This is a genomic window from Flavobacterium sp. RNTU_13, assembly GCF_046614455.1.
In the GTDB taxonomy this organism is placed as follows: Bacteria; Bacteroidota; Bacteroidia; order Flavobacteriales; family Flavobacteriaceae; genus Flavobacterium.
In genome coordinates this window covers 483,182-509,456 of record NZ_JBKJHB010000001.1, presented here as the reverse complement: position 1 = coordinate 509,456, position 26,275 = coordinate 483,182, and the positions used below count along the sequence as shown (strand labels likewise).

At 42.8% G+C, this 26,275-nt stretch carries 15 protein-coding genes; 8 read left to right on the top strand and 7 right to left on the bottom strand.

What is annotated here, in order from left to right; all coding sequences use genetic code 11:
- Positions 1-105 precede the first annotated feature (105 nt).
- The 4 genes from fabF (at position 106) to pyk (ending at position 4,151) form a co-directional block, all read left to right on the top strand.
- The gene (gene fabF / locus ACLI08_RS02335) at positions 106-1,359 is read left to right on the top strand and encodes a beta-ketoacyl-ACP synthase II (protein ID WP_411426845.1); all 1,254 of its coding nucleotides are present in this window, start codon (positions 106-108) and stop codon (positions 1,357-1,359) included.
- A 7-nt stretch (positions 1,360-1,366) separates the two neighbouring features.
- Positions 1,367-2,113, top strand: a complete 747-nt coding sequence (gene rnc / locus ACLI08_RS02330) for a ribonuclease III (RefSeq protein WP_411426844.1) — start codon at positions 1,367-1,369, stop codon at positions 2,111-2,113.
- Positions 2,114-2,233: 120 nt separating this feature from the next.
- The gene (locus ACLI08_RS02325; protein ID WP_411426843.1) at positions 2,234-2,713 is read left to right on the top strand and encodes an IPExxxVDY family protein; all 480 of its coding nucleotides are present in this window, start codon (positions 2,234-2,236) and stop codon (positions 2,711-2,713) included.
- Between the two features lie 4 nt (positions 2,714-2,717).
- Entirely contained in the window at positions 2,718-4,151 is a 1,434-nt protein-coding gene (pyk, locus tag ACLI08_RS02320) for a pyruvate kinase (protein ID WP_411426842.1), read from the top strand.
- 67 nt (positions 4,152-4,218) lie between these two features.
- Here the strand turns inward: pyk and ACLI08_RS02315 are convergent, their stop codons facing one another.
- Complete coding sequence (locus tag ACLI08_RS02315) at positions 4,219-4,842, bottom strand: 2'-5' RNA ligase family protein (RefSeq protein ID WP_411426841.1); 624 nt, start codon at positions 4,840-4,842, stop codon at positions 4,219-4,221.
- A gap of 54 nt (positions 4,843-4,896) precedes the next feature.
- Here ACLI08_RS02315 and ACLI08_RS02310 point away from each other — a divergent pair, with 54 nt between their 5' ends.
- Together ACLI08_RS02310 and ACLI08_RS02305 are read left to right on the top strand one after the other, a co-directional pair.
- Positions 4,897-5,298 carry a helix-turn-helix domain-containing protein gene (locus ACLI08_RS02310; protein WP_411426840.1) on the top strand — a complete coding sequence of 134 codons (402 nt, stop codon included), beginning with the start codon at positions 4,897-4,899 and terminating at the stop codon, positions 5,296-5,298.
- 165 nt (positions 5,299-5,463) lie between these two features.
- Positions 5,464-6,225: an SDR family NAD(P)-dependent oxidoreductase gene (locus tag ACLI08_RS02305; RefSeq protein ID WP_411426839.1), complete on the top strand. Its 762-nt coding sequence runs from the start codon at positions 5,464-5,466 to the stop codon at positions 6,223-6,225.
- Positions 6,226-6,259: 34 nt separating this feature from the next.
- Here the strand turns inward: ACLI08_RS02305 and ACLI08_RS02300 are convergent, their stop codons facing one another.
- From ACLI08_RS02300 to ACLI08_RS02285, 4 genes are all read right to left on the bottom strand, one after another.
- On the bottom strand, positions 6,260-7,693 hold the full coding sequence (locus ACLI08_RS02300; protein ID WP_411426838.1) for a TlpA family protein disulfide reductase: 1,434 nt from the start codon (positions 7,691-7,693) through the stop codon (positions 6,260-6,262).
- Positions 7,694-7,804: 111 nt separating this feature from the next.
- Entirely contained in the window at positions 7,805-8,329 is a 525-nt protein-coding gene (locus ACLI08_RS02295) for a 2'-5' RNA ligase family protein (RefSeq protein ID WP_411426837.1), read from the bottom strand.
- Complete coding sequence (locus ACLI08_RS02290; RefSeq protein ID WP_411426836.1) at positions 8,302-10,155, bottom strand: hypothetical protein; 1,854 nt, start codon at positions 10,153-10,155, stop codon at positions 8,302-8,304. Before ACLI08_RS02290 ends, ACLI08_RS02295 begins: the two co-directional genes overlap by 28 nt.
- 29 nt (positions 10,156-10,184) lie before the next feature.
- Positions 10,185-11,483: a pyridoxal phosphate-dependent decarboxylase family protein gene (locus ACLI08_RS02285; protein ID WP_411426835.1), complete on the bottom strand. Its 1,299-nt coding sequence runs from the start codon at positions 11,481-11,483 to the stop codon at positions 10,185-10,187.
- A 492-nt stretch (positions 11,484-11,975) separates the two neighbouring features.
- Between ACLI08_RS02285 and ACLI08_RS02280 the strand changes: the two genes are divergently transcribed.
- The gene (locus ACLI08_RS02280) at positions 11,976-14,429 is read left to right on the top strand and encodes an AsmA family protein (protein WP_411426834.1); all 2,454 of its coding nucleotides are present in this window, start codon (positions 11,976-11,978) and stop codon (positions 14,427-14,429) included.
- A gap of 71 nt (positions 14,430-14,500) precedes the next feature.
- Here the strand turns inward: ACLI08_RS02280 and ACLI08_RS02275 are convergent, their stop codons facing one another.
- Positions 14,501-15,268 (bottom strand): TIGR03915 family putative DNA repair protein, encoded by a 768-nt coding sequence (locus tag ACLI08_RS02275; protein ID WP_411426833.1) that lies wholly within the window; start codon positions 15,266-15,268, stop codon positions 14,501-14,503.
- A gap of 1 nt (position 15,269) precedes the next feature.
- The gene (locus ACLI08_RS02270; RefSeq protein ID WP_411426832.1) at positions 15,270-16,532 is read right to left on the bottom strand and encodes a putative DNA modification/repair radical SAM protein; all 1,263 of its coding nucleotides are present in this window, start codon (positions 16,530-16,532) and stop codon (positions 15,270-15,272) included.
- Positions 16,533-16,952: 420 nt separating this feature from the next.
- Between ACLI08_RS02270 and ACLI08_RS02265 the strand changes: the two genes are divergently transcribed.
- The gene (locus ACLI08_RS02265; protein ID WP_411426831.1) at positions 16,953-26,174 is read left to right on the top strand and encodes a choice-of-anchor L domain-containing protein; all 9,222 of its coding nucleotides are present in this window, start codon (positions 16,953-16,955) and stop codon (positions 26,172-26,174) included.
- Positions 26,175-26,275 lie beyond the last annotated feature (101 nt).

The window sequence follows — 26,275 nt, the reverse complement described above, 5'->3', positions numbered from 1 at the left end:
CGCTATATAAAGTATGCCAATACCCATGTTTTCTTTATATTTAACCTGGTTTTATATTAAAGACGCATGGGTATTGTTTTATAACTATAACCAAAAAGTAACTGTATGACGTTAAGGAGAGTTGTGGTAACCGGCCTGGGGGCGCTTACTCCTATAGGCAATACCGTAGAAGAATACTGGAACGGCCTTATAAACGGTGTAAGCGGTGCTGCGCCAATTACATATTTTGATACCACCAACTTTAAAACCAAATTTGCGTGCGAAGTAAAGAACTTTAAAGTAGAAGACTTTATAGACCGCAAAGAAGCCCGTAAAATGGACCGCTATGCGCAGTATGCCATGGTAGCCAGTGAAGAGGCTGTAAACGACGCCGGCTTTAATATGGATACCCTTGATAAAGACAGGGTAGGGGTTATATGGGGCTCTGGTATTGGTGGGCTTGAAACCTTCCAGGAAGAAGTTATAGGCTGGGCTACCGGAAACGGAGTGCCTAAGTTTAACCCTTTCTTTATACCAAAAATGATAGCCGATATAGCCGGAGGTCATATATCTATGAAATACGGTTTCCGTGGGCCAAACTTTACTACGGTAAGTGCCTGCGCTTCGTCTACAAACGCGCTTATAGATGCGTTTAACTACATTCGTTTAGGCCATGCAGATGTTATGGTAAGCGGAGGTAGCGAAGCAGCTGTAACCATAGCCGGTATGGGGGGCTTTAATGCGCTTCATGCCCTTAGTACAAGAAACGACGACCCTGCTACGGCCAGCCGCCCAATGGACAAAGACCGCGATGGTTTTGTGCTTGGTGAAGGCGCAGGTGCGCTTATACTGGAAGAGTATGAGCACGCTAAGGCGCGTGGGGCAAAAATATACTGCGAAATTGGCGGTGGCGGTATGAGTGCAGATGCGCACCATATTACAGCACCGCACCCTGAAGGACTTGGTGCTAAAAATGTAATGCTAAACTGTTTGCGCGATGCTGGCCTTAGGCCAGAGGATGTAGATGGTGTTAACATGCACGGTACCAGTACGCCACTGGGCGATATTGCAGAGAGTAAAGCTATACTTGAAGTTTTTGGGGATCATGCCTATACCCTTAACCTGAACTCTACAAAGAGTATGACAGGGCACCTTTTAGGGGCTGCCGGGGCTATAGAAACCATAGCTTCTGTGCTTTCTATAAAACACGGCATTGTTCCGCCTACCATTAACCATTTTACTGACGATGAAAACATCGATCCTAAGCTAAACTTTACCTTTAATAAAGCCCAAAAACGCGATATGAAGGTGGTTATGAGCAATACTTTTGGTTTTGGAGGCCATAACGCCTGTGTGCTTGTTAAAAAGCTAGAAGAATAATCCGAATATGGGATTCTTTAAAAAGATATTTTCAAAATCCCGCCCTGTTCCTAGTGAAGGCGGGATTTTTTTTAACGAAATGAAATCCATACTGGGATTTGACCCTATAGAGCTTAACCATTACAAAAGGGCCTTTACCCATCGGTCCAGTAATAAGCAAGACGAAAAAGGTAATCCTATAAACTACGAGCGCTTAGAATTTTTAGGCGATGCTATGCTTGGCTCTGTCATTGCTGCGCATTTATTTAACCAGGTGCCTACCGGAGACGAAGGCTATCTTACTAAAATGCGTTCTAAAATTGTAAGCCGCGAACACCTGAACGAACTGGGGCGCGACCTTAATCTTATTAAGTGGGTAGAGAGCAAAGTATCTGCACAACACTTCGGCGAAAACATTCACGGTAACCTGTTTGAAGCGTTTGTGGGTGCCATATACCTTGACCGTGGCTTTCCGTTTTGCGAAAAATTTATCCATGATAAAGTAATTGTGCCTTATGTAGATATTGCCAAGCTGGAAGGTAAGGTAATAAGTTACAAAAGCCTTGTTATAGAGTGGTGCCAAAAGCAAAAAAAGTCGTTCCATTATGAAGTTTATGAAGACAATGGCGTTGAGGGACAGAAGCATTTTGGTGTAAAACTTAAAATCGACGGACAAATTGTAGGTAAGGCGCGGGCTACTTCTAAGAAAAAAGCAGAGGAAAAGGCATCTCAGCGCGCCTATTTTGCATTTCAGGAAAAAATTAACAAAAAATAAGCCAACTTCCTATTTAACTAAATCGTTTTCGTGAATAAATTAGCGTAAACTTAATTTTAAGATTATTTTTTATAATTTTTAAGTCTTATATTTACGGCTTATTTGGAGTGAGAGTACTATATGGCTGTCCATAAGTTATTAATAGACGATTTTGAAGATGCTGATTATATCCTAATCGCCATACATTCGTCTTTGGAAGACTACAGGCTTGCTTATTTTGTTAACAGAGAACTCGAAATAAGGCTGGAAAAATGCCCTAACGACCTGAGCGTAAAACAGAAGGAGGATTTGGTTTTGTTTTCGCGCTTTTTCTTTGAAGATACAGACCATGATGTGGCCTGGCATCTTATACAAAACAAAAATAGTATTACCACGGCACAAACAAGCACCGAGTCGCTTTTTGATGCAGAGATGTTTGCTTTCAGTACCACGGTATTTTTTTTACCGGACCTGAAAACGGCTGACTATGTACTAAAAATAGAAAACGTGTCTGATGAGGAGGATGACGTAGTACAAAAGTTGTTAAAGGTAAAGCACATAACCACTGCCTATAAAGTAGACCACTATAAACTTAAATCGAAAAACAACTTAATTTTTTAAGAGAATGCCGACAAACAAGAAAACTAAAATTGTAGCCACGCTGGGTCCTGCGTGCAGCACCAGGGAAGTTATCAATGAAATGATACTGGCCGGTGTAAACGTATTCAGGATTAACTTTTCGCATGCAGATTATGCAGACGTACAGGAGCGTATAAACATTATCCGCGGCCTTAACGAAGAGTTTGGTTACAATACAGCAATACTTGCCGACCTGCAGGGGCCTAAACTGCGCGTAGGCGTAATGAAGGAAGACGTAGTGGTAAACCCTGGCGATGTAATTACATTCCAGACTGCCGAAGATGTTCCGGGTACTGCCGAAAGGGTATACATGAACTATAAGGCGTTTCCTGGCGACGTAAACCCTGGCGAAAGGATATTGCTGGATGACGGTAAACTTATATTTGAAGTTGTAGAAACAGATAAAGTAGCGGAGGTTAAAACCAAAGTTATACAAGGTGGCCCGCTTAAATCTAAAAAAGGCGTAAACCTGCCAAATACAAAAGTATCGCTTCCTGCACTTACAGAGAAAGACATCCGCGACGCTATTTTTGCTATTAAAGCTCAGGTAGACTGGATTGCGCTTTCGTTTGTGCGTACACCGCAAGACCTTCAGGATCTTCAGGATCTTATAGCGGAACACTCTGAATATAAGATTCCTATTGTTGCTAAAATAGAAAAACCGGAAGGTGTAGAAAATATTGATAAGATTGTAGCCTACTGCGACGGCCTTATGGTAGCGCGTGGTGACCTTGGTGTGGAAATGCCGGCCCACGAAGTGCCTCTTATCCAGAAGAAACTTATCAACCGTGCTAAAACGGCCCGTATACCTGTAATTGTGGCTACCCAAATGATGGAAACCATGATCACCAGCCTTACACCTACACGTGCCGAGGTTAACGACGTGGCTAACTCTGTTATGGACGGTGCTGATGCTGTAATGCTTTCCGGCGAAACATCTGTAGGTAACTACCCGGTACAGGTTATTGAAAAAATGACCCAAATTATTGAAGCCGTTGAAGACTCTCCGCTTATCCATGTACCGCAAAACGTACCTACAGTACGTACTAAGCGTTACATAACCAAGTCTATATGCTACCACGCTGCGCAAATGGCAGGTACAATTCAGGCAAAAGCTATCTGTACGCTTACAAACAGTGGTTATACAGCATTCCAGATTTCTGCCTGGAGGCCAAACGCTAAGATCCTTGTGTTTACAGACAACCGCAGGATACTTACGCAGCTAAGCCTGCTATGGGGTGTTAACTCATTCTACTACGACAAGTCGCTTAGTACAGACGAAACGGTAGTAGATGTAAATACCATTGCAAGAGAAAAAGGTATTGTAGAAAAAGGTGATATTGTTATTAACCTTGCAGCAATGCCGGTTGCCGATAAAGGTATGGTAAACACGCTTAGGGTTTCTGAAATTGAAGCGTAATCGTTATTACATTATATAGAAAATGGCTGCCATAAGGCAGCCATTTTTAGTTGTATAAAGAAGTTTGCTAACCCAGCTTAATTTCCCCGGCGGGGCTAAATAATTTATCGGTATTGGCAAGGCGGCGGCGGATAATAACCCTGTCGCACACCCATTCGTTTTCATACTCAAAAACGGAGAAGTCAATACGGTTAAAGTCGTCCTGATTTATATTTCTGGCTATGGTAATGTGTGGCGTCATAGAAAGCTTTTGCTTGCGCTCCGGCTTGTCTATAATGCTTGTTTGCCTGTATTTAGGTTTAGGTGCGCGCTTTTTAGCGGGGTTTTTTATGGCTACGGCTATGTGGTCTACCTTTTCGGGGTTTTCCAGCTTTAAATAAAGCGTACGGCTATCACCGTGGCTAAAGTAGTCGTACCCGTTTACCTTAATGGTAAATTTGGTTTCCCCGGCAAGCGCTTTTTTAACCAAATCCCTCATATTGGTAGATTCAAACGCCTCAATTTTCAACAGGGTAATGTGCGCTATGGAGGTACGGTCTTTTTCGCTTATGCCTATCTGTTCGTGCAGCTGTTGTTTAAGGCTGTCTACCTCTTCCTTTATGGCATCGCTGGGCGAAAGCAGTATGTGGTATTCATACAGCGTTTCGGGGAACAGGGTTAGCTGGGTTGTATTAGCGTTTCGTTTTGCCATAGGTGCTGCAAAAATAATAAGTTCTTTTGTAACTTAGCCCTATACTTATGCCTTATGGAAACACAAACTGTTAAAACATATAAAATACCCGAGAAAATACTTTCGCGTAAAGACGAAATCACCACCAGTTTTTTAAAGCTCGTAGACGAGCATATTAACGATCTTATTAGTGGCAGGGCATCGCGAAGACTACACGCACAGGATTTTGGTGCCAAGCTCTTCATACACCCCAGGCACCTTACTAATACGCTTAAAATTACCATTAATTCATCGGTTTGCGAAGTTATGGAAGAGCGTATACTTGCCGAGGCTATTACGCTACTCAAACAAACTACCCTGTCTATAGCCGAGATAGGGCAGAAGTTTGGTTATGATGAGCCTACTAATTTTACCAAGTTTTTTAAGGGCATGGCAGGTATAACACCGTTGCAATACAGGAAGAAAATTTTAGTTTAAAGTTTCGGGTTTCAGGTTTTTTACCGTTCTGAACTTTAAAACAACTTGAAACTTTAAACCTGAAACTAATTCTGGGAAGGCTAATCAAATTCTGAAGAGTACATCATTTTTCAGGCATATCAGCTTACTACCTTTGCCATGTAAATCATTAAATAATACAACAACATGGCACATTCTAAAATTGCACTTATAACCGGCGGTAGCCGTGGCCTTGGTAAAAATATGGCGATTGCCATAGCTAAAAAAGGCCTTAACGTATTACTTACCTACAACAGCCAAAAGGCAGAAGCCGATGCGGTAGTAGCCGAGATTGAGGCACTAGGCCAAAAAGCGGCTTCACTACAACTTAACGTTGCCGATGCCAAAAGTATAGATACTTTTTTTACCACGGTGGCTACTACGCTTAACGACGTTTTTGGGGCAGAAAAATTCGATTTTTTGGTAAATAATGCCGGTTTTGGCGTTTATGCTCCGTTTGCAGCAACTACTCCGGATGACTTTGATACCCTTGTAGCGGTACACTTTAAAGCTCCGTTTTTCCTTTCGCAAAATGCATTGCCGCTATTAAATGACGGAGGTGGTATTGTTAATATATCTTCAGGATTGGCGCGTTTTAGCCTGCCCGGCTATGCAGCGTATGCCAGCATGAAAGGCGCTATGGAAACACTTACCAAGTACCAGGCCAAGGAACTGGGCGCAAGGGGTATCCGTGTAAATATAGTGGCTCCGGGCGCTATAGAAACTGATTTTGGTGGCGGTGCAGTACGCGATAATGCCGAGCTTAACGGCTTTATAGCCGCGCAAACGGCTCTGGGCAGGGTAGGCCTGCCAGACGATATAGGCGGGGTAGTGGCGTTCCTTTGTACCGATGATGCCCGCTGGATTACAGCACAGCGCATAGAAGCATCGGGAGGGATGTTTCTGTAAAACATAAATTAGCCGACGTAACTGTCGGCTATTTTTATTTAGAAGCGCTTTGTAATACGTTTTCGAAATCTGTACTTCCCGGTGCCGGAACAGTATTTAAATATACTTTGTTAGCCGGGGTTAGCACCACATATTTTGGTATAGATTCTATTAAAAAGAACTTTGAAAAGAGTTTATGGCTTTCTTCGGTAAGGCGGTAGTGATTTTTATTTATCCCCAGAGCGCTTAGTTCCGCGACTTTTTTCTTCCACTGGTCGAGATTTTTATCGGTAGAAATATAAATAAACGCAACTTGCCGCTCAGAAGTAATTTTCTCTCTTAGGGCGTGTGTTTCTTTCATACCTGCTATACAAGGGCCACACCAGCTTGCCCAAAAGTCCAGCACCTTAATGCTATTGACCTGGTTTTTCAGGATGTCTTTTACTGCTAACAGATTTCCTTCGGTATCTAAGAGTTGGGCGTCTAATACTTCCTGTGGCAAATCAGCGCTTAACTGTAATAGTTTTTTGAGTTTTTTTTCCAGTCCTTGTTTATAAGCAGGGTCTTTTATGGAGGTAAGAGTAGCTGTTAGGCACTCTTTTATAGCGCTTATGTTCTCCGGTTTTAGGTGAGTTTCGTAATCTTCAAATGTTTCAGTAAGCGCAAATTCCCTCAAATCGCCTTTCAGGTTTTTGTTTATAACGCTAATCCTGAATTTCAGTTTGTTGTTAGAATAATTTTCCGAGGGTTCATTAATTATACTATAACTGCGTACGTAATTACTCAGCGCCCAATAAAAGTTATAGCTAACAGGAACATTTTTTTGTAAGTTAAAAGTTTTAAAGCTAATGCCATCCAATACTTTCGGGTTGTTTTTAATCGCATTATCAGGTATTGTGAATTTGTTTAAAATCTGCCCAATGAAGCCGAATTCCAAATCGGTTTTTACAGCATTATAAAATTCTGATGAAACCTTATGTTTTTTAGCATAGTCATCTAGGAATGCTATTCGGTGTTTAAGAATTTCGGCACATGTAACCTTATATTGATGTAATTCCTCTTTTTCGTTATAGTCCGGATACGTATTGCCGTTTTTAAACAGCTCATTAAAGAAGTTATAATGCGCAGCATTTTTTCCTGTAAAAGTAAGTCCGTTATTGCCGTTATTCTTGTATGTAACAGAGTCGCCAGACTGAATGTATACCGTAGAGGGTATTCCAAAGGGTTTAAAAGAATAAATTTTATAAAATCCGGCAGTTTTAGCGGTTATTACAAAATCGGCAGGAGTGGCTTTAGAATGATTTTTTATTATCTCATTTCGTTTGTAGTTATTTGAGACATTCTGAAAATATACTTGTTTCAAAATGGTGTCGTTTCTGTCCGCTACAAGACAGGCGGTTTTGGGGTAACGCTTTTTCGTTTGCGCAGCTAAATTGCCGGTACTAAGAACGCTCAGTGCCAAGAGCGCAAGTATAAAAACATTTTTCATGGATGGGATATGGTTTTGTTGGTAGTGTAAATAATAGGGTTTTAACGACAGTTGTTCGTGTTTTATTACATTTCATTGGGCTTTAAAGTCGTTACTGTATATAACCTCCCATTACGCTCCATTGTGTTTCAGCAGGCTAAAACTTTTTACCCTAAAATTATTTTTGTAGTTCCGGGTTTTAAATACCTCTTTGGCTTTTAAAAAATCGGGGTAGGTTAAATCCCGGTATGCCAACGTGATATGGGGGTGAAAATCATCCTCATGAAAATGTACAGGAATATTAGGGAACATACTTTTAAAGGCCTGTAAAATTTCTTTTTGCAGGTTGTGTAGCGCATCAGAAGTTTCAGGTTTAATAAACACCACCGGATTTTTCGGATTGTCAAAAACATCAAAACCATCAAGAGATACATCAAAAGGAATTGTTTGTAATGTAATGGTTTTAAACCACTGCATCAGCGCTTCGGTTTTGTCATTACTAATAACAAAAGGCGCTTTAAGGGTAATGTGTGGCATTACCTTAAGCGCCTTTTCAGCATTATATACTCTGGCTATTTCATGTTTAATCGCAGTAATTTCTGCCGAAATTTCTTCCGATGGGATTACTGCTATAAAGTAGCGGTTTTCGTTTGGCATTGGCAGGCGTTACATTGTTTGTTACAAATATACGCATCTACAGTTTGTGTTTCAGTTTCGTTAAGTAGGCGCTCCGTTTGCTGGCGGTATTGGATAAGTGCCGTAGTTATGGCGCCTCGTTGCTCTGTAAACCAGTTTTGGTTTTGGGCAAACAGGTTTTCGTAATGAGCTATCCCATCAAGCAGGTTCTGCTTAAACGCTTTTAGTTTTTTTAGCTGTTGCGCATTTGCTTCAGTAAGGTTTGCCGCTTCTTTTTCCAGATGTTTTACATACAGATCCAGCTCCTTTATAAACATGTGTGGGCGGTGCTGCACGGTAATTACATTGTCATTGCCATAAATGTGGCGTACCATACGGTAAAGAGATACCTCTTGCGTAAAATAAGCCATATTTGGACCCGGGCATATTACTACACCCTGCTGCTCACCCTTAACAGGAATGCCCTTTTCTATAAGTGCCGGTGCCGAAAGCCCTACACAAAGGCAGGATTTTTCCATCATGGCCTCAATGTCGTTCTCGGTAAGCAGTTCGTTTATTTTTTGCTCCTGGTACTTACGCGATGCGGTACACACTAATCCGTCTTCACCGGGTGTAAGTGCCAGGTATTTTTTAGGGCACGCACTACCATAGCGGTTTTTTTCTGCGCGTTGCTGTTTCAGCAGTTCATTAGTAGTGCCGCGTACCGTATTAAACGGTACCCCCAGCGGAGACATATTACTCAGGTACAAATCTTCTTCTTTTGCCCCGGCAAGCAGGGTACGCGTGGCTTCATCTACGGCGGTGGCTTCAGGTACTAAAAGAAAGGGAGATCCCCAGCCTACCGATGCTACCTTATAGTGCTGTAGCAGGAAATCATGTTCCTCGGCGGTACCCACGCCACCCTGAACGGTAACATCCATATTGGGTATTTGGGCCGGTACAGGCAGTTGTTTTAATTCCAGCGCCTTTGCCATAAGGCTGTATGCCGCGTTAGCCAGTTCCGATTTTTTTTGCGCAAATTCTTGAAGTATAGGCCCCATAAGCAAGCCGTCGGTAGCAAAGGCATGGCCACCGCAGTTAAGCCCTGATTCTATGCGGTATTCAGATACCCAAAGGCCTTTCTTGGCAAGGAATGCACTTTGTATAGAAGCCGAACGGAAATCACTTACCTTAAGTACAATCTTCTTCTTAAAGTTGCCGTTTTGATCAGGATAAAAATCGGCAAAGTTTTCGAAATAGCTGTATAGCCTTGGGTTCATGCCGGCAGATAATACCACAGACGAACTGAGGTTGCTTTCGGCAAACCCGCGTAGAGAAGCGTGTGCGTCGTTAAAAGCCACCGGCAGCGGATTGTTTTTTTCGTCCCGGTTCTCCTTGTCTACCTTGGTCATAATATTCACGTCGATGTTACCCGGTAAAAAGTTTTTTTCCAGGTACGCCTTTACGTTTTCGGCCATTTGGCTTCCTTCAGCCATTATTTGTTCCAGGCCTTCTTTAAGCGCGCTTTTGTTCGGCAGCATTTCCATAAACTTGTCAAGCGTAGGGCGGTTTTCGGCCAGCTCTGCCTTAAAGTCTTCAAACTTTTGCTTTACAATGGTATCTACCATATTTAGGTACTGCTTTACCCGCTGTGCCCTATGGTCTAAAGCCTTTGCAGAAATTGCCTGGTAGGGCAGGTTAAATTTCTTAGAAAAGTAAGCCGACATTTTTTCGCACAGGTCGTCGTCTGTTATAGAAATACACGACGAAATACCAAAGTGCGCCAGCCGTACGGGCGTGTCTATAGTATACGCCAGCCCCATAACCGGTATGTGGAATGTGTGTGCCGAGTTGTTGTAGTGTGTCATGCGTTTCGTTTTATTATAAAAGAGGTTTATTAAAACCTCACAAAAAATGAATTTTTATGTACTATCTCAGTATACTTCGAATGTTCTTCTTCGGGTAAGTGGCCTATTTTTAATACCTCTATAAAGTGCGCCAGGTGTTCTGTTTCCACATGATCCATTACCACAATTTTGTACCATAGGTTGCCCTCGCAGTGTTTTTGGGGCACAAGGTTAAAGGCCTGGGCTACGGATTTAGGAATGTAATTTTCGCGTATGGTTACTATATTCATGTGTGGCTCGCGGAAGTATTCAATCTTAAGTTCGTCCAGCTGGTTGCACAGCCAGTTGGTGCGCATTTGGAGTATGTTTACTTTTTCCTGCCAGCCGTGTGGCCCATAGGTAAAAAGGATCATCCATACAGCTACGGCGTTAGCTCCGCTACGGCTACCGCAAAGCGTAAGGTCCATGCCTTCTACGTACTCGGCTTCGGTAGTAAGTACGTTTTCTATATAGCCTTTACGGCAAAGGAAAATGCCGGTACCGTAAGGCGCCTGCAGCATTTTGTGCGCGTCTATGGTTATGGAGCTTATTTTAGGGTTTTCAAAATTCAGCCTGCTGTGGTCGTTGCTAAACGGGTATACAAAACCACCGTAGGCGGCATCTATATGCAATTTGTACTGAAGCCCGTAATGTTCCAGCATTTCAATGTAAATATCGGCTACCTCTACAGACCCAAACATGGTGGTGCCCATGTTAGCCACCACTATAAAATACTTTTTACCCGAAGCACGCGCGGTTATTATAAGGCTTTCCAGTTCCACAGGATCTTTGTGCCTGCCGGTAAAGTGCACGGGTACCTTAATCCAGTCCAGCATAAGCAGGTTACACCCTTTAGCTATAGAGTAGTGGGTATCTTCTGTAGCCAGTACCGCAATTTCTGACGGATGTGCTTTATGGTGCTTTATAAAATAGTTACGATACATCCATATTGCCTGTATGTTAGCCTCGGTTCCGCCGGGGGCTATGTAGCCGTCAAAGCTGCCGGGTTCGGCTCTAAAAATATCACATGCCACCACATTAAGCACCTCGCGTTCTATTTCCTGCGTACCCTTAAAGGCAGCCTCACTCGTACCCAGTGTGTGGCATCCTATATGGTTAGGGTTTGCAGCATAGGTTTGCAATACGGGCGCATCTTTAAGGAAAGGTACATCTTCACTAAAAACCTTATCGTCTAACCGTGATGCGGGGTAGCCCAAAGACGCGTCTGTGCTAAAATTTACATTCTCGCTCAGGGCGTGGTGTACCCGGGCGGTGCGTTCGGCGGCGGTAAGTTTTTTCCAATAAAGCATAATTAGGGTAGTTTAATTTCGCAAAGTAAAACGCATTGTTCCATGTAAATTATGATAAATATCACATTGCGCTAAAAAGTGTAAAAAAGCCACCTTCACTACTGCTTCAAAAGAGGAGTTTTGGCGATATTTTCTTACAGGATGTTTTTATGAATTTTAAAGTCGAGATTGTTGCCATTTGAAAAAAATCCCCGTAAAATGCAGCTTTTACAAGGGCTGTCTATATTTTGTCTATACAATTTTACCACTAATAACTGTGTAGAGTGGTATTTTTGCAGAGTATAATTAAATAAATGGTGCCGATCGTTTATTAACTATACAGTTGTTTTTACATGCACTGAAGTCGATTTAGTGCGTTTATTTTCTGGGGGCAGTGCGGACGCGAAAGCGTCCGCACTCATTTTATACACTCAATTGTTTTTAACAAAATGTAAGACATTTTTGACGCGAATATTTTTAACTTAGTTTGCTTCCTAAAAACGCACCCCGCCCATGACAGAAACTTTACCTCCTTCAAATAAAAACCGTTTCTTAAAATTAGCTGCCCGTTTTATTGGTGGTTTAGTATTGCTATTGGTTGTGGCGTACGCAGGCCTGGCGTTTTACCTTCACACCCACAAAGAGGAGGTACTTAAAACTATAACCGAAACACTCAATGAAAATATTTCGGGACAACTCACCGTTAGCAGTATGGAGACCACTCTTATAGAAGACTTTCCCGGCATAAGTGTGTCGCTAAAAAACGTAGTATTGCGAGACAGCCTGTATGATACACATAAACATACTTTTTTAAAAGCCGGATATGTAGGGGTGGCGGTTAACATACTGGGCCTGTTACGGGGAGTGGTGCAGGTAAATAAAGTCACCATTAATAATGCCGCTATCGACTTGTATACTGCGCAGAACGGCTACTCTAACACCGCGGTTTTTAAGAAAAGTAAGAGTCCGGATGATAAACCGTCAGGTGAATCATCATTCCCGGAGTTAAAATACGTGTTACTTAAAGAGGTTAAATTTTCGGCAGAGAACAAACGGAACCAAAAGCAATATTCATTTAATGTACACAGGCTGGGTGCTTCTTTAGATTTTAAAGGTGATGTTATAAAAGCTGCTGTTCAGCTCGATGGTTTTGCGAATACGATGGCATTTAACACAGGACGTGGTAGCTTTATAAAGAATAAATCCCTTAAGGGCAATTTTGATATTACCTATTATAAGAACAATAAAGTGCTTGCTTTCGCCAAAATGCCCTTGGCTATTGGCTCAGATACGTTTACCATAGGCGCAAAATTGGGTATGGATGCTGCTGCCCGTTTCAGTATTACCATAGAAAATAATGCTATTCTATGGAAAGATGCTGCCGCCCTGTTATCGCCTAACATTACAAAAAAACTGATGTTGTTTGCCATAAGCAAGCCCATTGATGTGCGGTGCGACCTGGTGGGTGGTTTTAATGAAAAGAACGATCCGCTGATTCAGGTAAACGCACGGGTAGCAAACAACGTACTCACCGTGCCCGGCGGTACCCTAAACAATTGTAGTTTTTTTGGCGTGTTTACTAACCAAAGGCAGAAAGGGAAGGGGTATACCGATGCCAACTCCGCCATTAAATTATTTGGGTTTAAAGGTGCTTATAAAGGAGTGCCAGTAAACATGAAGCGTTTTGAAATCCGGGATTTAGATAATCCCATAGCAGTGGGTGCACTTACCACGGCCTTCAACGTAAAAGCACTAAACGGTATTACCGACGCCTCTTTGCTGAAGCTTACTGATGGCACGGCTAAGGCACAGCTTACCTTCCGTGCCGATGTAGAAAGGTTCAGGCTGGTAAAGCCGCTTGTACAAGGTAGTGTTTCTGTAAAAAATGCTGCCATGACCTATGTGCCGCGCGGCATGAATTTTAAAGGGATTGCCGTAGACCTTCATTTTACAAAAGATAATCTCCGTATTGATAAAGTTTTACTAAAAACAGGTAAGAGTAGTTTTGTAATGGATGGTTCTGTGCAAAATTTTTTAAACCTATATTATAATGCACCCGAAAAGCTGGTGCTAAAGTGGAACGTGTACAGTCCGCAACTTTACCTGGAAGAATTTATGTCTTTCTTAAAAGCACGGAAGGTAGCGGTACAGCGCAAACCACAGCAAAAGCAGTCTGACAATGCTAATGTGGTAAATGCCCTGGCCGACCTTTTTGAAAACGGCACTATAGACATGGCGGTTAAGGCTGCGCGCGTACATTATAAAAAGTTTACCGCTACAAATGCCCACGCCCTGATTTCGCTAAACGAAGACGGAAATATTTTGCTTAAAAATGCCGGCCTTAACCATGCCGGTGGTTCACTGGAGATAAATGGTATGGTAAAACCCGGCGGTACCACAAAGTATAATCTTGCAGCTAATGTAAACAATACAGATATTTCGCAATTCTTTTATGCGTTTGATAACTTTGGTATGCAAACCCTTAACTCTAAGAATCTAAAAGGCAAACTTTCTGCCAAAGCCGATGTTACCGGAAGCGTAAACAGTAACGGCGTGCTGCTGCCAAGGTCTATAAATGGTTCTGTAACCTTTACCCTGAAAAATGGTAAGCTGGTAAATTTTGAGCCGTTAGTAAATGTGGGTAAGTTCGCTTTTCCGTTTAGGGATATAAAAAATATTGCCTTTAAAGACCTGAACGGTAAGCTGGATATAATGGGAGAAAAAGTACAGGTGTCTCCGCTAAAAATAAGTAGCTCTGTACTTAATATGGATGTTGAGGGTGTGTACTCTTTTGGTGCCGGTACATTATTATATATAGATGTGCCGCTGCGCAACCCCGAAAAAGATAAGGAAATCACAGATGCAAAGGAACTTGCCAAGAGGCGCAACAGGGGTATTGTAATTCACCTTGTGGCCGAAGATGGCGACGACGGTAAGGTAAAGATACGGCTGGGCAAAAAGCGGTAAGGTACAACCCAAAGTATCCCACGCGCTATCGGACGTCCGGCTTTAGACTTTATAATCGTAAGGTTGTTTTTTTAGAATTTCTCGGTAAGGTATTTCCAGTACCGCTTTGGCACGTGCTGTAAATGAAGTTTCATATTTTTCCGGGCTGGTATATTGGTGCTTTTAAAATAGTCTTTCCATAAAATAGCTGCCAGTTCTTCTTTGTCGTCGGTAAGGTTTTTTGGCAGCTGTACAGATCGGGTATCTATTTCAGATACGAACTCATATGTTATTTCCTCTACGCTTTTTAAGTCGTAGAACAGGCCGTACTTTCGGCGCACGTCATAAATAATCCATTGCTGGTCTGCATACCGGTCTTTAAAAAACTTTGCAATAAGCGGCAGTACATTAAAGTCGGGCTCCACGGGGCAATAATAAATACCGTCCGCCGTTTTCTGGAACCGTATAAAGGCTTTCATACGATGGCGTTCACGGCTTATTTTATGCGCCATTTTATCTATGGCAATAACAAACGGGTTGCCAAAATTTTTGTAAGCCCCTTCCGGATTATCAAATATATAATGCGCAAACCCAAACAAGTCGTTAAACGCCTGGGCATCTTCGCTTAAGTAAGAAGTGTAAAAGGAATTAGCCCACCGCGTGTCAATCTTTTTTTTAAGTGCTTTCCATACGCGTTGCGCCTTTTGCTCGTCGCTTATTACTATATGCTCGTCTGCCAGCATAGAAGGCTGGTGCAGCTTATCCCAAATAAGTTGCACATGTTTGTGTTTTCGTTCGTAGCTTTCAAATACAGCGGTAAGCAGCCCTTCAAAAGAGCCATCAAAAACATACAGCATCATATTAAAACAGGCTTAGCTGATTTTGTGCCACCTTCAGGTATTTGCTGCTGCTTTCACTTAAAATAAGCCCTTTCAGCCTTGGTGCATCGGGTTCGTTAAGCATATAAGGGGTGTCGGCACAGCGTATAAAAAATTTTGCACGGCTATACGCTATACCCATTTTTTTTACCTGGTAGGTGTACAACCTGCCAAACCTGCGCGCCTGCACTATCTTTTGAGCCGATGAAACCCCTATACCAGGAATGCGTAAAATCATCTGGTAATCGGCGGTGTTTAAATCCACCGGAAACTGCTCTAAGTTGCGTAGTGCCCAACCCAATTTTGGGTCTACATCAATATCAAGGTTAGGGTTTTTTGCGTTAAGCAGCTCTTTTACTTCAAAACCATAAAAACGCATAAGCCAGTCGGTTTGGTAGAGGCGGTTTTCACGCAGTAGGGGAGGCTGGCTCCCTATACCCGGCATACGGGTGTCATTACTAATAGGTATGTACCCGGAATAGTACACACGTTTTAGCGAAAAGTCTTTATAGTACTTATCTGCGGTGTACATAATTTCCATATCGTTTTCGGGCGTGGCACCTATAACCATCTGGGTGCTTTGACCTGCCGGAACAAACTTCGGTACACTTTTAATAAGCCCGGTTTTCTTTTCGTCTTTAAACTGGGTTATAGTGTTCTGTATAAGTCCCAGTGGTTTCTTTACTTCTTCATGTGATTTTTCCGGTGCCAGCAATTTTAGCCCGGTTTCTGTAGGCATTTCCAGGTTTATGCTCATACGGTCGGCATAAAGCCCGGCTTCGGTAAGTAGTTCCTGGCTGGCTCCCGGTATTGTTTTTAGGTGGATGTAGCCGTTAAAGCGTTCCTCAAGGCGCAGTTTCTTAACAATGCGCAGTAAGCGCTCCATGGTAAAGTCGGCATTTTTAAAAATACCCGAGCTAAGGAACAGCCCCTCTATATAGTTGCGGCGGTAAAAGCTCATGGTAAGCTCTACCACTTCCTCTACGGTAAACGCAGCACGGTTTACATCGTTACTGCGGCGCGATACACAAAAAGCACAATCATATATACAATGATTTGTGAGTAATATTTTTAGCAACGATACACACCTGCCGTCTTCGGTATAGGTGTGGCAAATACCACTCGCACTGCTGTCGCCTATGCCTTTGTTGGTGTTTTTTCGGTTACCCCCGCTAGACGAGCAAGAAACATCATATTTTGCTGCATCGGCTAAAATTGTAAGCTTTTCCCTTATCCTATCGTACATATATCATCGCTTTTATGCAAAAATACTCAGCAAAATGTTAAAAATTCTCCAACAAAAGTTAAAAGGTAGGGTTTGTTGGAAATTAATTGTTATTAACAAGCTACAATAGTGAATTTATACTGGGATAAATAAAAAATTCGTGTATTTTTGCCAACAATGCATAGTGTGTAAATTTCAGTTTATTAAGATGAATTGTAAAAATTATGCATTATTATTTTGTAAATAGTGGTTTAAGTGTGTTAAAATGAATAAAATAATTAGTGATAGAAAAAAATGTAGGAGGTGAAGTAAAATTGTTTCAAAATTATCAGTGTCGATAAACAATTATTTTATATTTGCCTTCCCCTTTTAACGTCTTGTTAAATAAATTGTTAGGAGGGCTCCAAAAAATTAAGGATTGCTAGTATTAGTTGGAAGTTTATGAAAAAAAAATTACTCGTATTGTTAACCTTGTTGTGCTGTTTAACAGGGTTTTCACAAGGGGTTGTTGTAGGTAATACAACCTATAATAACTCAAATGCAAACGTTTTGGTCAATACGTTGCTGGGTACTGACGGTAGGGGATGCCTTGTGCGTCCTGCTAACGTTTCGGTAACCACAGGTGCCCAAAACTATGCTTATTCTCAGGGTACTGGTTTAGGTACGTTTACAAATTCCAATACCGCTTTCCCGATGACTTCGGGCGTGGTAATGGTTTCAGGTAACGCACTTACTGCTTCAGGGCCTAACACAAGCGTGTCTACAGATGGTGCCGCCGGTTCAATTTGGCTTGGTGATGCTGATCTTGAGGCTGCTTTGGGTGGAGGTGTACGTACCCGTAACGCTACGGTACTTGAGTTTGATTTTACAGCGGTTTCTACTTCCATATCAATACCGTATATGTTTGCTTCGGAAGAATATGGTCAGTACCAGTGTACTTCCAGAGATGGTATGGCAATTCTTATTAAGCCTGTTGGAGGTCCTTCTTCTGCTTATGTTAACATTGCTAAGTTGCCAAACGGAAGCCCTGTTTCTGTCGCAACGTTAAGGAGCAATTCATATAACAGTGCTTGTGCCAGTGTAAACGACCAGTACTTTGGTGTGTTTAATGGTGGTGGTGCTGCTATGACTGCCGCTACAAATTTTGAGGGGCAAAGCGTTCAGCTTACTGCAAATTACTCAGGACTTGTAGTGGGTAACACTTATCATATAAAGATAGTTGTAGCCGATGATGGTGATGCAAACGCAACACTGCAAGATGGTACAGACGGTCGTTATAACTCGGCTGTGTTTTTCCCTGCCGGAGGTGTTAACCTTGGGCAAACTGTGCTTATGAATAGCCTTACTACAGCTAACAATAACGCATTGTGCCAGGGAGAAAGTTATACCATTAACACGGGGTTGTCTAATGCGTACAACTATGCGTGGACAACAACTACAAACAGCGCAGTACTTGGTACGTCTTCTAGTTTAACGGTGAACCAGTCAGCTACCTATGTGGTAACGGTTACAGATCCTGCAACGTCTTGTTCTACCTCTCAGCAGATAGAAGTTCAGTTTGCTACCCCACCTGCGGTGGGTACTCCTGCTAATATTTATTCGTGTCCTAACTCTTCAGGGGTTTTTACCTACAACTTAAATGCTAATAACAGTGTGCTGCTTAGCCAGAGTACTAACACTAATGTTACGTATCATGGTTCTGCTGCAGATGCCCAAGCCGGTGCTAACCCGCTAAACACTACGTATACCACTTCTAACAACACTACGATTACTGTTTACGCAAGAGTAAAAAGTACTCAGGGTAGTTGTTATACTGTTGCTCCATTTGATCTTGTTCCTGTGGCAGCGCCTACAGCTTCTGTGGCTCCGGGGCTTGTTTCTTGTGAGACTTCGGTTGGATCTAATTTTTCGGTATTTAACTTAACCGCAAATACAGCTACTATTTTAGGTAGTCAAAGTCCGTCTAACTACTCGGTTTCCTACTATACTTCTCAGGCGGATGCTGATTCAGCTTTAAACGAAATTACTACACCTAACAGTTTCTCTTTTGATGGTAACGCATTCGGCGCTGCTACGCGTACTATATACGCCAGGGTTTCAAGTAGCTTTAATACCAGCTGTTATGCTGTAACTTCGTTTACAATACGTATTAGCCCTATACCACCTGTGTCTACACTTTCAGATATTCAGGTGTGTGGTTTTTACGATTTGCCTACGATTACAGATGGAACGTTTTGGACTGCTGCCGGTGGTGCTACCGGCACCGGCACACAAATTGCTGCCAATGCTCGTATAACAACTTCGCAAACTATATACATATATAATGCTAACGCCGACGGTTGTTTTAACCAAAGCCAGTTTACTGTAACGGTACTAACAGCTGTAACACCTCCGTCAAACGTTGCTGTTTGTGACCAGTATATATTACCTGCGCTTCCAAGCGGGCATAAGTATATGACCGGCCCTAATGGTGCCGGGCCCGAAATCGCGCCGGGTACTCCAATTACCGCAACGCAAACTATTTATTATTTTATTCCTACAGCGGCTTCATGTACGGCAAATACTAACTTTGTTGTTACTATATACAAAGCAGATACACTGCCTAACCAGGCACTTTGTGAAGGTTTAAGTTATGTTTTACCACCGCTATCTCCAGGCAATAGTTATCGTACCGCTTCTGGTGGTACGGGCTCAGTGCTTCTGCCGGGTACGCCAATAAGCAATACATCCGTTCGTACTATTTATATATACAGGCCAAATCCAGATGGTAGTTGTTACTCGGAGACTAGTTTTACGGTGTATGTAACAAGAGCGATTAATGCTCCTTCTGATATCGTTTCATGTGGTCCATACCGGGTAGGTGCTCCTGCCGTGGGTAATTATTATTCTAGTCCCGGTGGACAGGGGCCTATTATTTACACCGTTACGCAAACACAAACGGTTTACCTTTATTACGTTGATCCAATTTCAAATTGCGCTCAAGACCGTAGCTTCTCAGTTACTATTACAGAGCGACCTGCAATAGGTAACTATCCTAACGTTGTTGCTTGTAATAGTTACACGCTGCCCGTAGATAATACTATCATAGGCTATTATACTCAGCCTAACATGAGTGGTACATTCTATGCGTCTAATACAACTCATACCTTAACAGAGACTACTACGTTATATGCTACTACAGCATCTACTTCGTCTGGTTGTTATAATCAAAAACAATTTACAGTTACTGTTATTAACAGCAATGTAGTAATACCAGATGTTACACGCTGTACGCAATATTGCCTTCCGGCAATACCTTTTGGCCGTTACTATAACAATCCTGGGGGCCCTACAGCTGCCGGTAATGGAACACCTATACCTGTTGGTCAGTGTTTAACTGCATCGCAGCGCGTTTATGTGTGGCAAGAGTTTACCCAGGGTGGTGTAACATGTACAGGATCTGGCGATTTCTTGGTAACCATATTAACACCGCCAACTGTATCTACGCCTTCTAACGTTGTTGCTTGTGGTTCGTACACGCTTCCTGCACTTCCGGCAGGGCAGGCGTATTACACAGATACAAACGGACAAGGAACACAGATAGCGGCTAATACACCAATTACAACTTCGCAAACTATTTATGTTTTTGCTTCAAGTAATACTACGCCGGTTTGTACCAGTGAGAGTTCGTTTACTGTAAGTATTGTTGATAGCACAGTTATCCCTACAAACGTTAACTCTTGTGGTAATTATACGTTACCTGCTCTTACGGTGGGAGGGTATTTTACTTCGCCAAATGGAGTTGGTCCTATCGCTGCAGGTACGGTTATCAACGCTAACCGACGCATCTATTATTACGCTCCGGTAACTAACGGTACTAACTGTACTACAAATACATTCTTTGATGTTAGTATATCTGCTCAGCCTACTATTACAGACTATCCGGATGTAACGGCGTGTAACAGTTATACTTTACCGGCGTTGCCTACAGGCCAGTCTTATTACACTCAGCCAAACGGTCAGGGTGCAATAATACCGGCAGGCACTCCTATAACAACTACAACCGATGTGTATCCATACTCTGGTACAGCAGGTTGTGAGGCTTATGATCAAATTACCATTACGATAACGCCGCTTACCCTTACACAAATGCCTAATCAGTCTGTGTGTGAGAACCTGGGCTATGTACTTCCTTCAACAGAGTCGATTAACAATGCCATTGTAGGGTATTACACTATGTCTGGCGGTCCATCTACAGCAGGTAACCAGGCTTTACTGCCGGGTGCTGTACTTACTACCACTCAGCGTGTGTATGTGTACGCGTACCTAACAAACACTCCTAGCTGTTTTGTGGAGAATTTCTTTGATGTTACTGCCGTTCCTTCTCCGGCGATAGATATTACTTCTATAGACCCTGATGGCGACGGTATAATAGCAGTGTGTGGTACCTACCAGTTGCCTGCTTATCCTACAGTAACGCCAGCTCCTGCAAGTATAGGATACTTTACCCAGCCCGATGGTGGGGGTACACAGCTGTTCCCTACACAAACAATATCTACGAGTATGCCTGTGTATATTTTTGTACGCTCGGGCGGAACACCAGATTGTGCAGGTCAGGCGCAATTACAAATTTTTGTAAATCCAAACCCTCCTGCCGATGTGTTTAGGTGTGATAGCTATGTACTTCCTGCACTTCCTGCAGGTCAGCAATACCGTACAGCAGCCTCTGGCGGTGGTACAGTGATAGCTGCTGGTACTCCAATTACTGCAACACAGCAAATTTATTTTTATATTCCTGCTGCTGCTGCATGTACAAGCAATACATTCTTTACTGTAAATATTTATAACACGCCTCAGGTTGGTACTATAGCTAACGTTGTAACATGTGATGAGTATATACTCCCTGCTTTAACTGTAGGTAACTACTACAGTGGTCCGGATCGTACCGGTACTGCTTACCGTGCCGGTGACCGTATTACCAGCACTATGGATATGTATGTTTATGCAGAATCGGCTACAGCTCCTAACTGTGTTGCTCAGACAAGTTTTAATATCAATATTACTACAACGCCTAACACAATAGCGTTTTCAGACGTAGATGTGTGTGACTCATATACATTGCCAAGTATTCCGGCTGGCTACCACTACTATACCGTGGCGGGCGGTCCTTCGGCTGCAGGCCAGTCTGAGGTGGCTCCGGGTACCCAGTTGTTTACTAATGCCAGCGCTTCGGGATCAAGGTTCTATATCTACTCTGCAGCCACAGCAAACCCTGCGTGTTTTACAGAAAGTACATTCAATGTATCAATATACTCTGCTTCGGTAGATGCACTTATGGTGCAGCTTGCTAATGATGCAAATGCACTTCCTACTGCTTGGGGTGAAACTTATGTGTCTAGCGGAAATTCAGATCCTACACTTAATAACCTTCTTTCGGTTAATATAGAAACATGTGACAGCTACACGCTGCCAAACCTTAACATTGGTGGTACAAACCCTAATGATACTTATATACAGCATTATTATTCACTTCCTGGCGGGCCTGATACTCCGGGTCAGCAAATTGTTACAGATCTTGTTATGAGTACAGCACACAGCTTATACAACGCTAGTACTGGTACTATAAAACTATATCTGTACAGGGTTCTTAACGGAAGGCTTGTATGTAATGACCAGTCTATAATTACGGTTAAGGTAAATACAACTCCGGTACTGAGCACCGCGCCTGCGAACGTTACACAGTGTTTCACTTATACACTTCCTGCACTTCCTGCACCGTTTGCTTACTATAGCCAAACAGGAGGTCGCGGTTTAATAACTAACCTTACGCTTACTGATACACAGAACGTGTATGCATACGCTCAGGTAGGTACAAATCAAATTTGTAGCACAGAGTATCCGTTCTCGGTTACTGTTAATAAAATAGACATTCCTCGCCCTGCAGATGTTGTGTCTTGTGAGCAATATGTGGTGCCTCAGGCAAACCCTTCTACGGCAAGGTACTTCCAGCTTCCTGGTGGTCCTAATGTAAGCGGTCAGGTAGAATATCCGGTAAACTATGTGTTTACTACAGGTACATATCAGGTTTACCTGTGGGATCATACGAGCACCACTCCAGACTGTACAGATGAAGAGCAGTTCCAAATAAGGGTAATTGCAAGGCCTACGCCTATTATTCCTAATCCTGTAGAAACATGTTCGGTTGATGATGCAGGCCTACATGGGTACTTCGACTTAACTGCCGCTATAGCAGAGGCTATTGGTGGACAGGCAGATGTTGCAGCTTATGTTTATGAAACTCAGGCTGGTGCTGATTTCGATGTTAACCGTATAACTAACATAACTAATTATTATAACCTTAACGCAAACCAACAGCAGTTGTTTATAAGGTTATATTCTACGGCTATACCAAATGACACAAGTTGCGGTACCGTAGTTCCGGTTAGATTAATAGTTAACCCGAGGCCAATCGCCGTAGATCCGTTAACGCCGTACAACGTGTGCGATAATGGTGCAAGCGATACAGATGGTATTGGAGTATTTGATTTAACAACATATATACCTCAGGTACTTGGTTCGCTTAACCCTGCTACGCACACGGTTAGCTTCTATCAGTCAATGGCTGACCTGCAAAACGGTGGCCCTGTAATTGCTACGCCGGCTACTTACAATACAGTAACAGGCACAGTGTATATTAAAGTTACGATTAACGCAACCGGTTGTTATGATGTAGTTCCGTTACAACTTAATGTTAATCCTAAGCCGGTTGTTGTCCAGCCGTCGCCACTTTCTTTGTGCGACGTAAACAACCCGGGTGATGAAATTGAGTTGTTTGATTTAACGTCTAAAATTGGTGAAATTACAACAGGTGTACTTGGTCTTAATACTACGTTCCATACTACACTTGCAGATGCAGAGGCTGGTACTAATGCAATAGGTAACCCTACAGCGTTCCAAAACACTCCTGGTGTACAGTCTATCTTTGTAAGGGTTACTAATGACGTTACAGGTTGTTACAGGGTAGTACTTTTAGATATAAGAGTAGAGCCACTACCGGTACTAGCACCGCTAACGCCAATACAACGTACTGTATGTAGCACAAACGATGATGGTTACGGCGTGTTTGATCTTGATCAAATGGCAACAACCATGATTAACGGTTCGCCGAATATTACTGTTACATTCTATCCTACATTAATTAGTGCGCAGTTTGAAATCAACCCAATTGTTAATACAGCTGCTTACCAAAATGTAAACCCACTTGTTGATACTGTATACGCAGTACCTACAAATACTATAACAGGCTGTAAAGGTACTCCTGTAGTAATTACACTACTGGTTAACCCGGCACCTCAGTCTGTTCTGTTGACTGATATTACGAAGTGTGATGATACGGATCTGAATGGTCAGGACGATACAGTTGTGTTTGATCTTACCGCTCAGGATGCGTCAATAAATACACAGCTAGGTCTTCCGGCAGGTTCGGTTACCATACAATACTTTACCTCTGAAGCTAATGCTCAGGCCGGTTCACCACGTATCGTCTCTCCTGCAACATATTCAGGGCACAATAACGACGTAATATGGGTAAGGGTAGAGTATCCTGGTACAGAGTGTTTCATTGTAACGAGCTTTAAGCTAATAATACATGAGCCACAAAAGCTTGCGCACCCGGCTAACCTGATTATTTGTGATGATACAACAGCAAATGATGGAAAAGCGCCGTTCGACCTTACGGTTAGGGAAGATGAAATCCTTACACCATTTGGTATTGGTGAAAGCAACGTAGTTAAATACTACGAAACCGCTGCAGACAGGGATGCAGATACAAATGCAATTGCTGATCCTACGCAGTACACTAACACGGCGAATCCGCAAAACATATACGTTCGCGTTACCACGCCACTTGGTTGTGTGAGCAAAGAAAGTATGTTAATCATGGTTACCCCGCTTCCTGTGCCAAATCCAAATCCTCAGCCACTTGTGCTTTGTGATGACAACAACAGGGGCGATGGTATAGAGAACTTCAACCTTACACTAGCTGCGGCAGATGTATTGGCAGGAGATTCTCTGAGTACGGTACAATACTACGCCAGCGCGGCTGACCTTGCTGCCGGTACGCCAATAGCTACACCAACTGCTTACGCTAATGTGGTGCCATGGGATGATACCGTAATTGTAAGCCTTACACGAACAAATACACAACCGGGCGCGCCTGCTTGTGAACAACATGTAACGCTTAACCTGCATGTTAACCCGCTGCCTCCGATTTTTGATGCTGCCGGTAACATTAGGTTCTATGCTATCTGTAATCCTATGAGTACAGGCTACGAGCAGTTCAACCTGATAGGACATATCAACGATCAGCTTACAGCTAACGGTGTTAACCCTACAGATTACTATATTAGGTTCTACGCAGATCAGGCTGCTGAAACAGCCGGTACGGCATTACCTCATATCTACACGAACCAAACCCAGTATGCAGATGATATTTGGGTAGTGGTTAGAAATAACGCTACGGGTTGTACAATTAAAGGTACACTTTGGTTATATGCAGAGCAATCGGCTGTTGCTAATGCAGTAACAACAAACCCGCTGCCTACATGTGATTATGATGCAGTTAATGATGGTGTTACAGATATAGACCTTACGCGTGTAGCTCCTGAGGTGCTTGGTTCTCAAAACCCAACTCAGTTTATTCTGGAGTACTATACAAGTATGGCTGCGGCTGTTGCCGGAGATACTACTGCTCCTGAGTTCATTGCTACACCTGCGGCTTACAATGCAGGTCCTAACGGTACTGTGTGGGTTCGTGTGGTAAACTCTGCTACAAACGCCAAATGTTTTGATGTAACGAGCTTCGGCTATGTAGTGAACGTTCTACCTGAGCCTATCGTTACAAGCGGTACTGGTGATACTGTTTGTAAAGACTTTAGAAGTGGTGCTACCGATGGTGTTGAACTATGGAGTGGTGTTGTAAACGCAGGTCATTCATACCAATGGTATGTAGGCGGTGTGGCTATTCCTGGTGCTACGTCAGAGTACTACACAGCTACAGATGCGGGTCTTTACAGTGTGGTAGTTACCAGTCCTGAAGGTTGCGTTTCGCTCCCGTCAGATGCATTTGAGGTGTTCCTATCGGGTCCTGCAACTCCTGTTTCTGGTGCTGGTTACGTTGTAAGTAATGCATTTAGTGCAGAGCAAACACTAACAGTACTTGTAGAGGGGTACGGAGAGTACCAGTATGCTATAGCTCCGGAAGGTGAGCCTGCTGTAGGCCCTTGGCAAAATTCTAACGTGTTTGAAAACATTCCACTGGGTTACTATACCATCTATGTGCGCGACGTTAAAACAGATTTCCCTTGTGCTACTTTCCCTATCAACGGTGTAAGTCTTGTGGATTTCCCTAAATTCTTCACTCCTAACGGTGATGGTTATAACGACTACTGGAACATTGTAGGTATGGCTAATGCTAACTATGCCGATGCAAGGATAATGATCTACGACCGTTACGGTAAGCTTATTAAGCAATTAAGCCCAATGAGCCGTGCAGATGAAGGACAAGGATGGGATGGTACCTACAACGGTCACCCACTGCCGTCAGACGACTACTGGTTTACAGTAGAATTTACTGAAAACAATGTTAAACGTGAGTTCAGGGGTCACTTTGCTCTTAAGCGATAATCGTTAAACAATATGTATAAAAAATGCCACGCGAAAGCGTGGCATTTTTATTTTATTACTGTTGTAAATTTCGATTTAATCTAGTAAATACGTTAATTCGT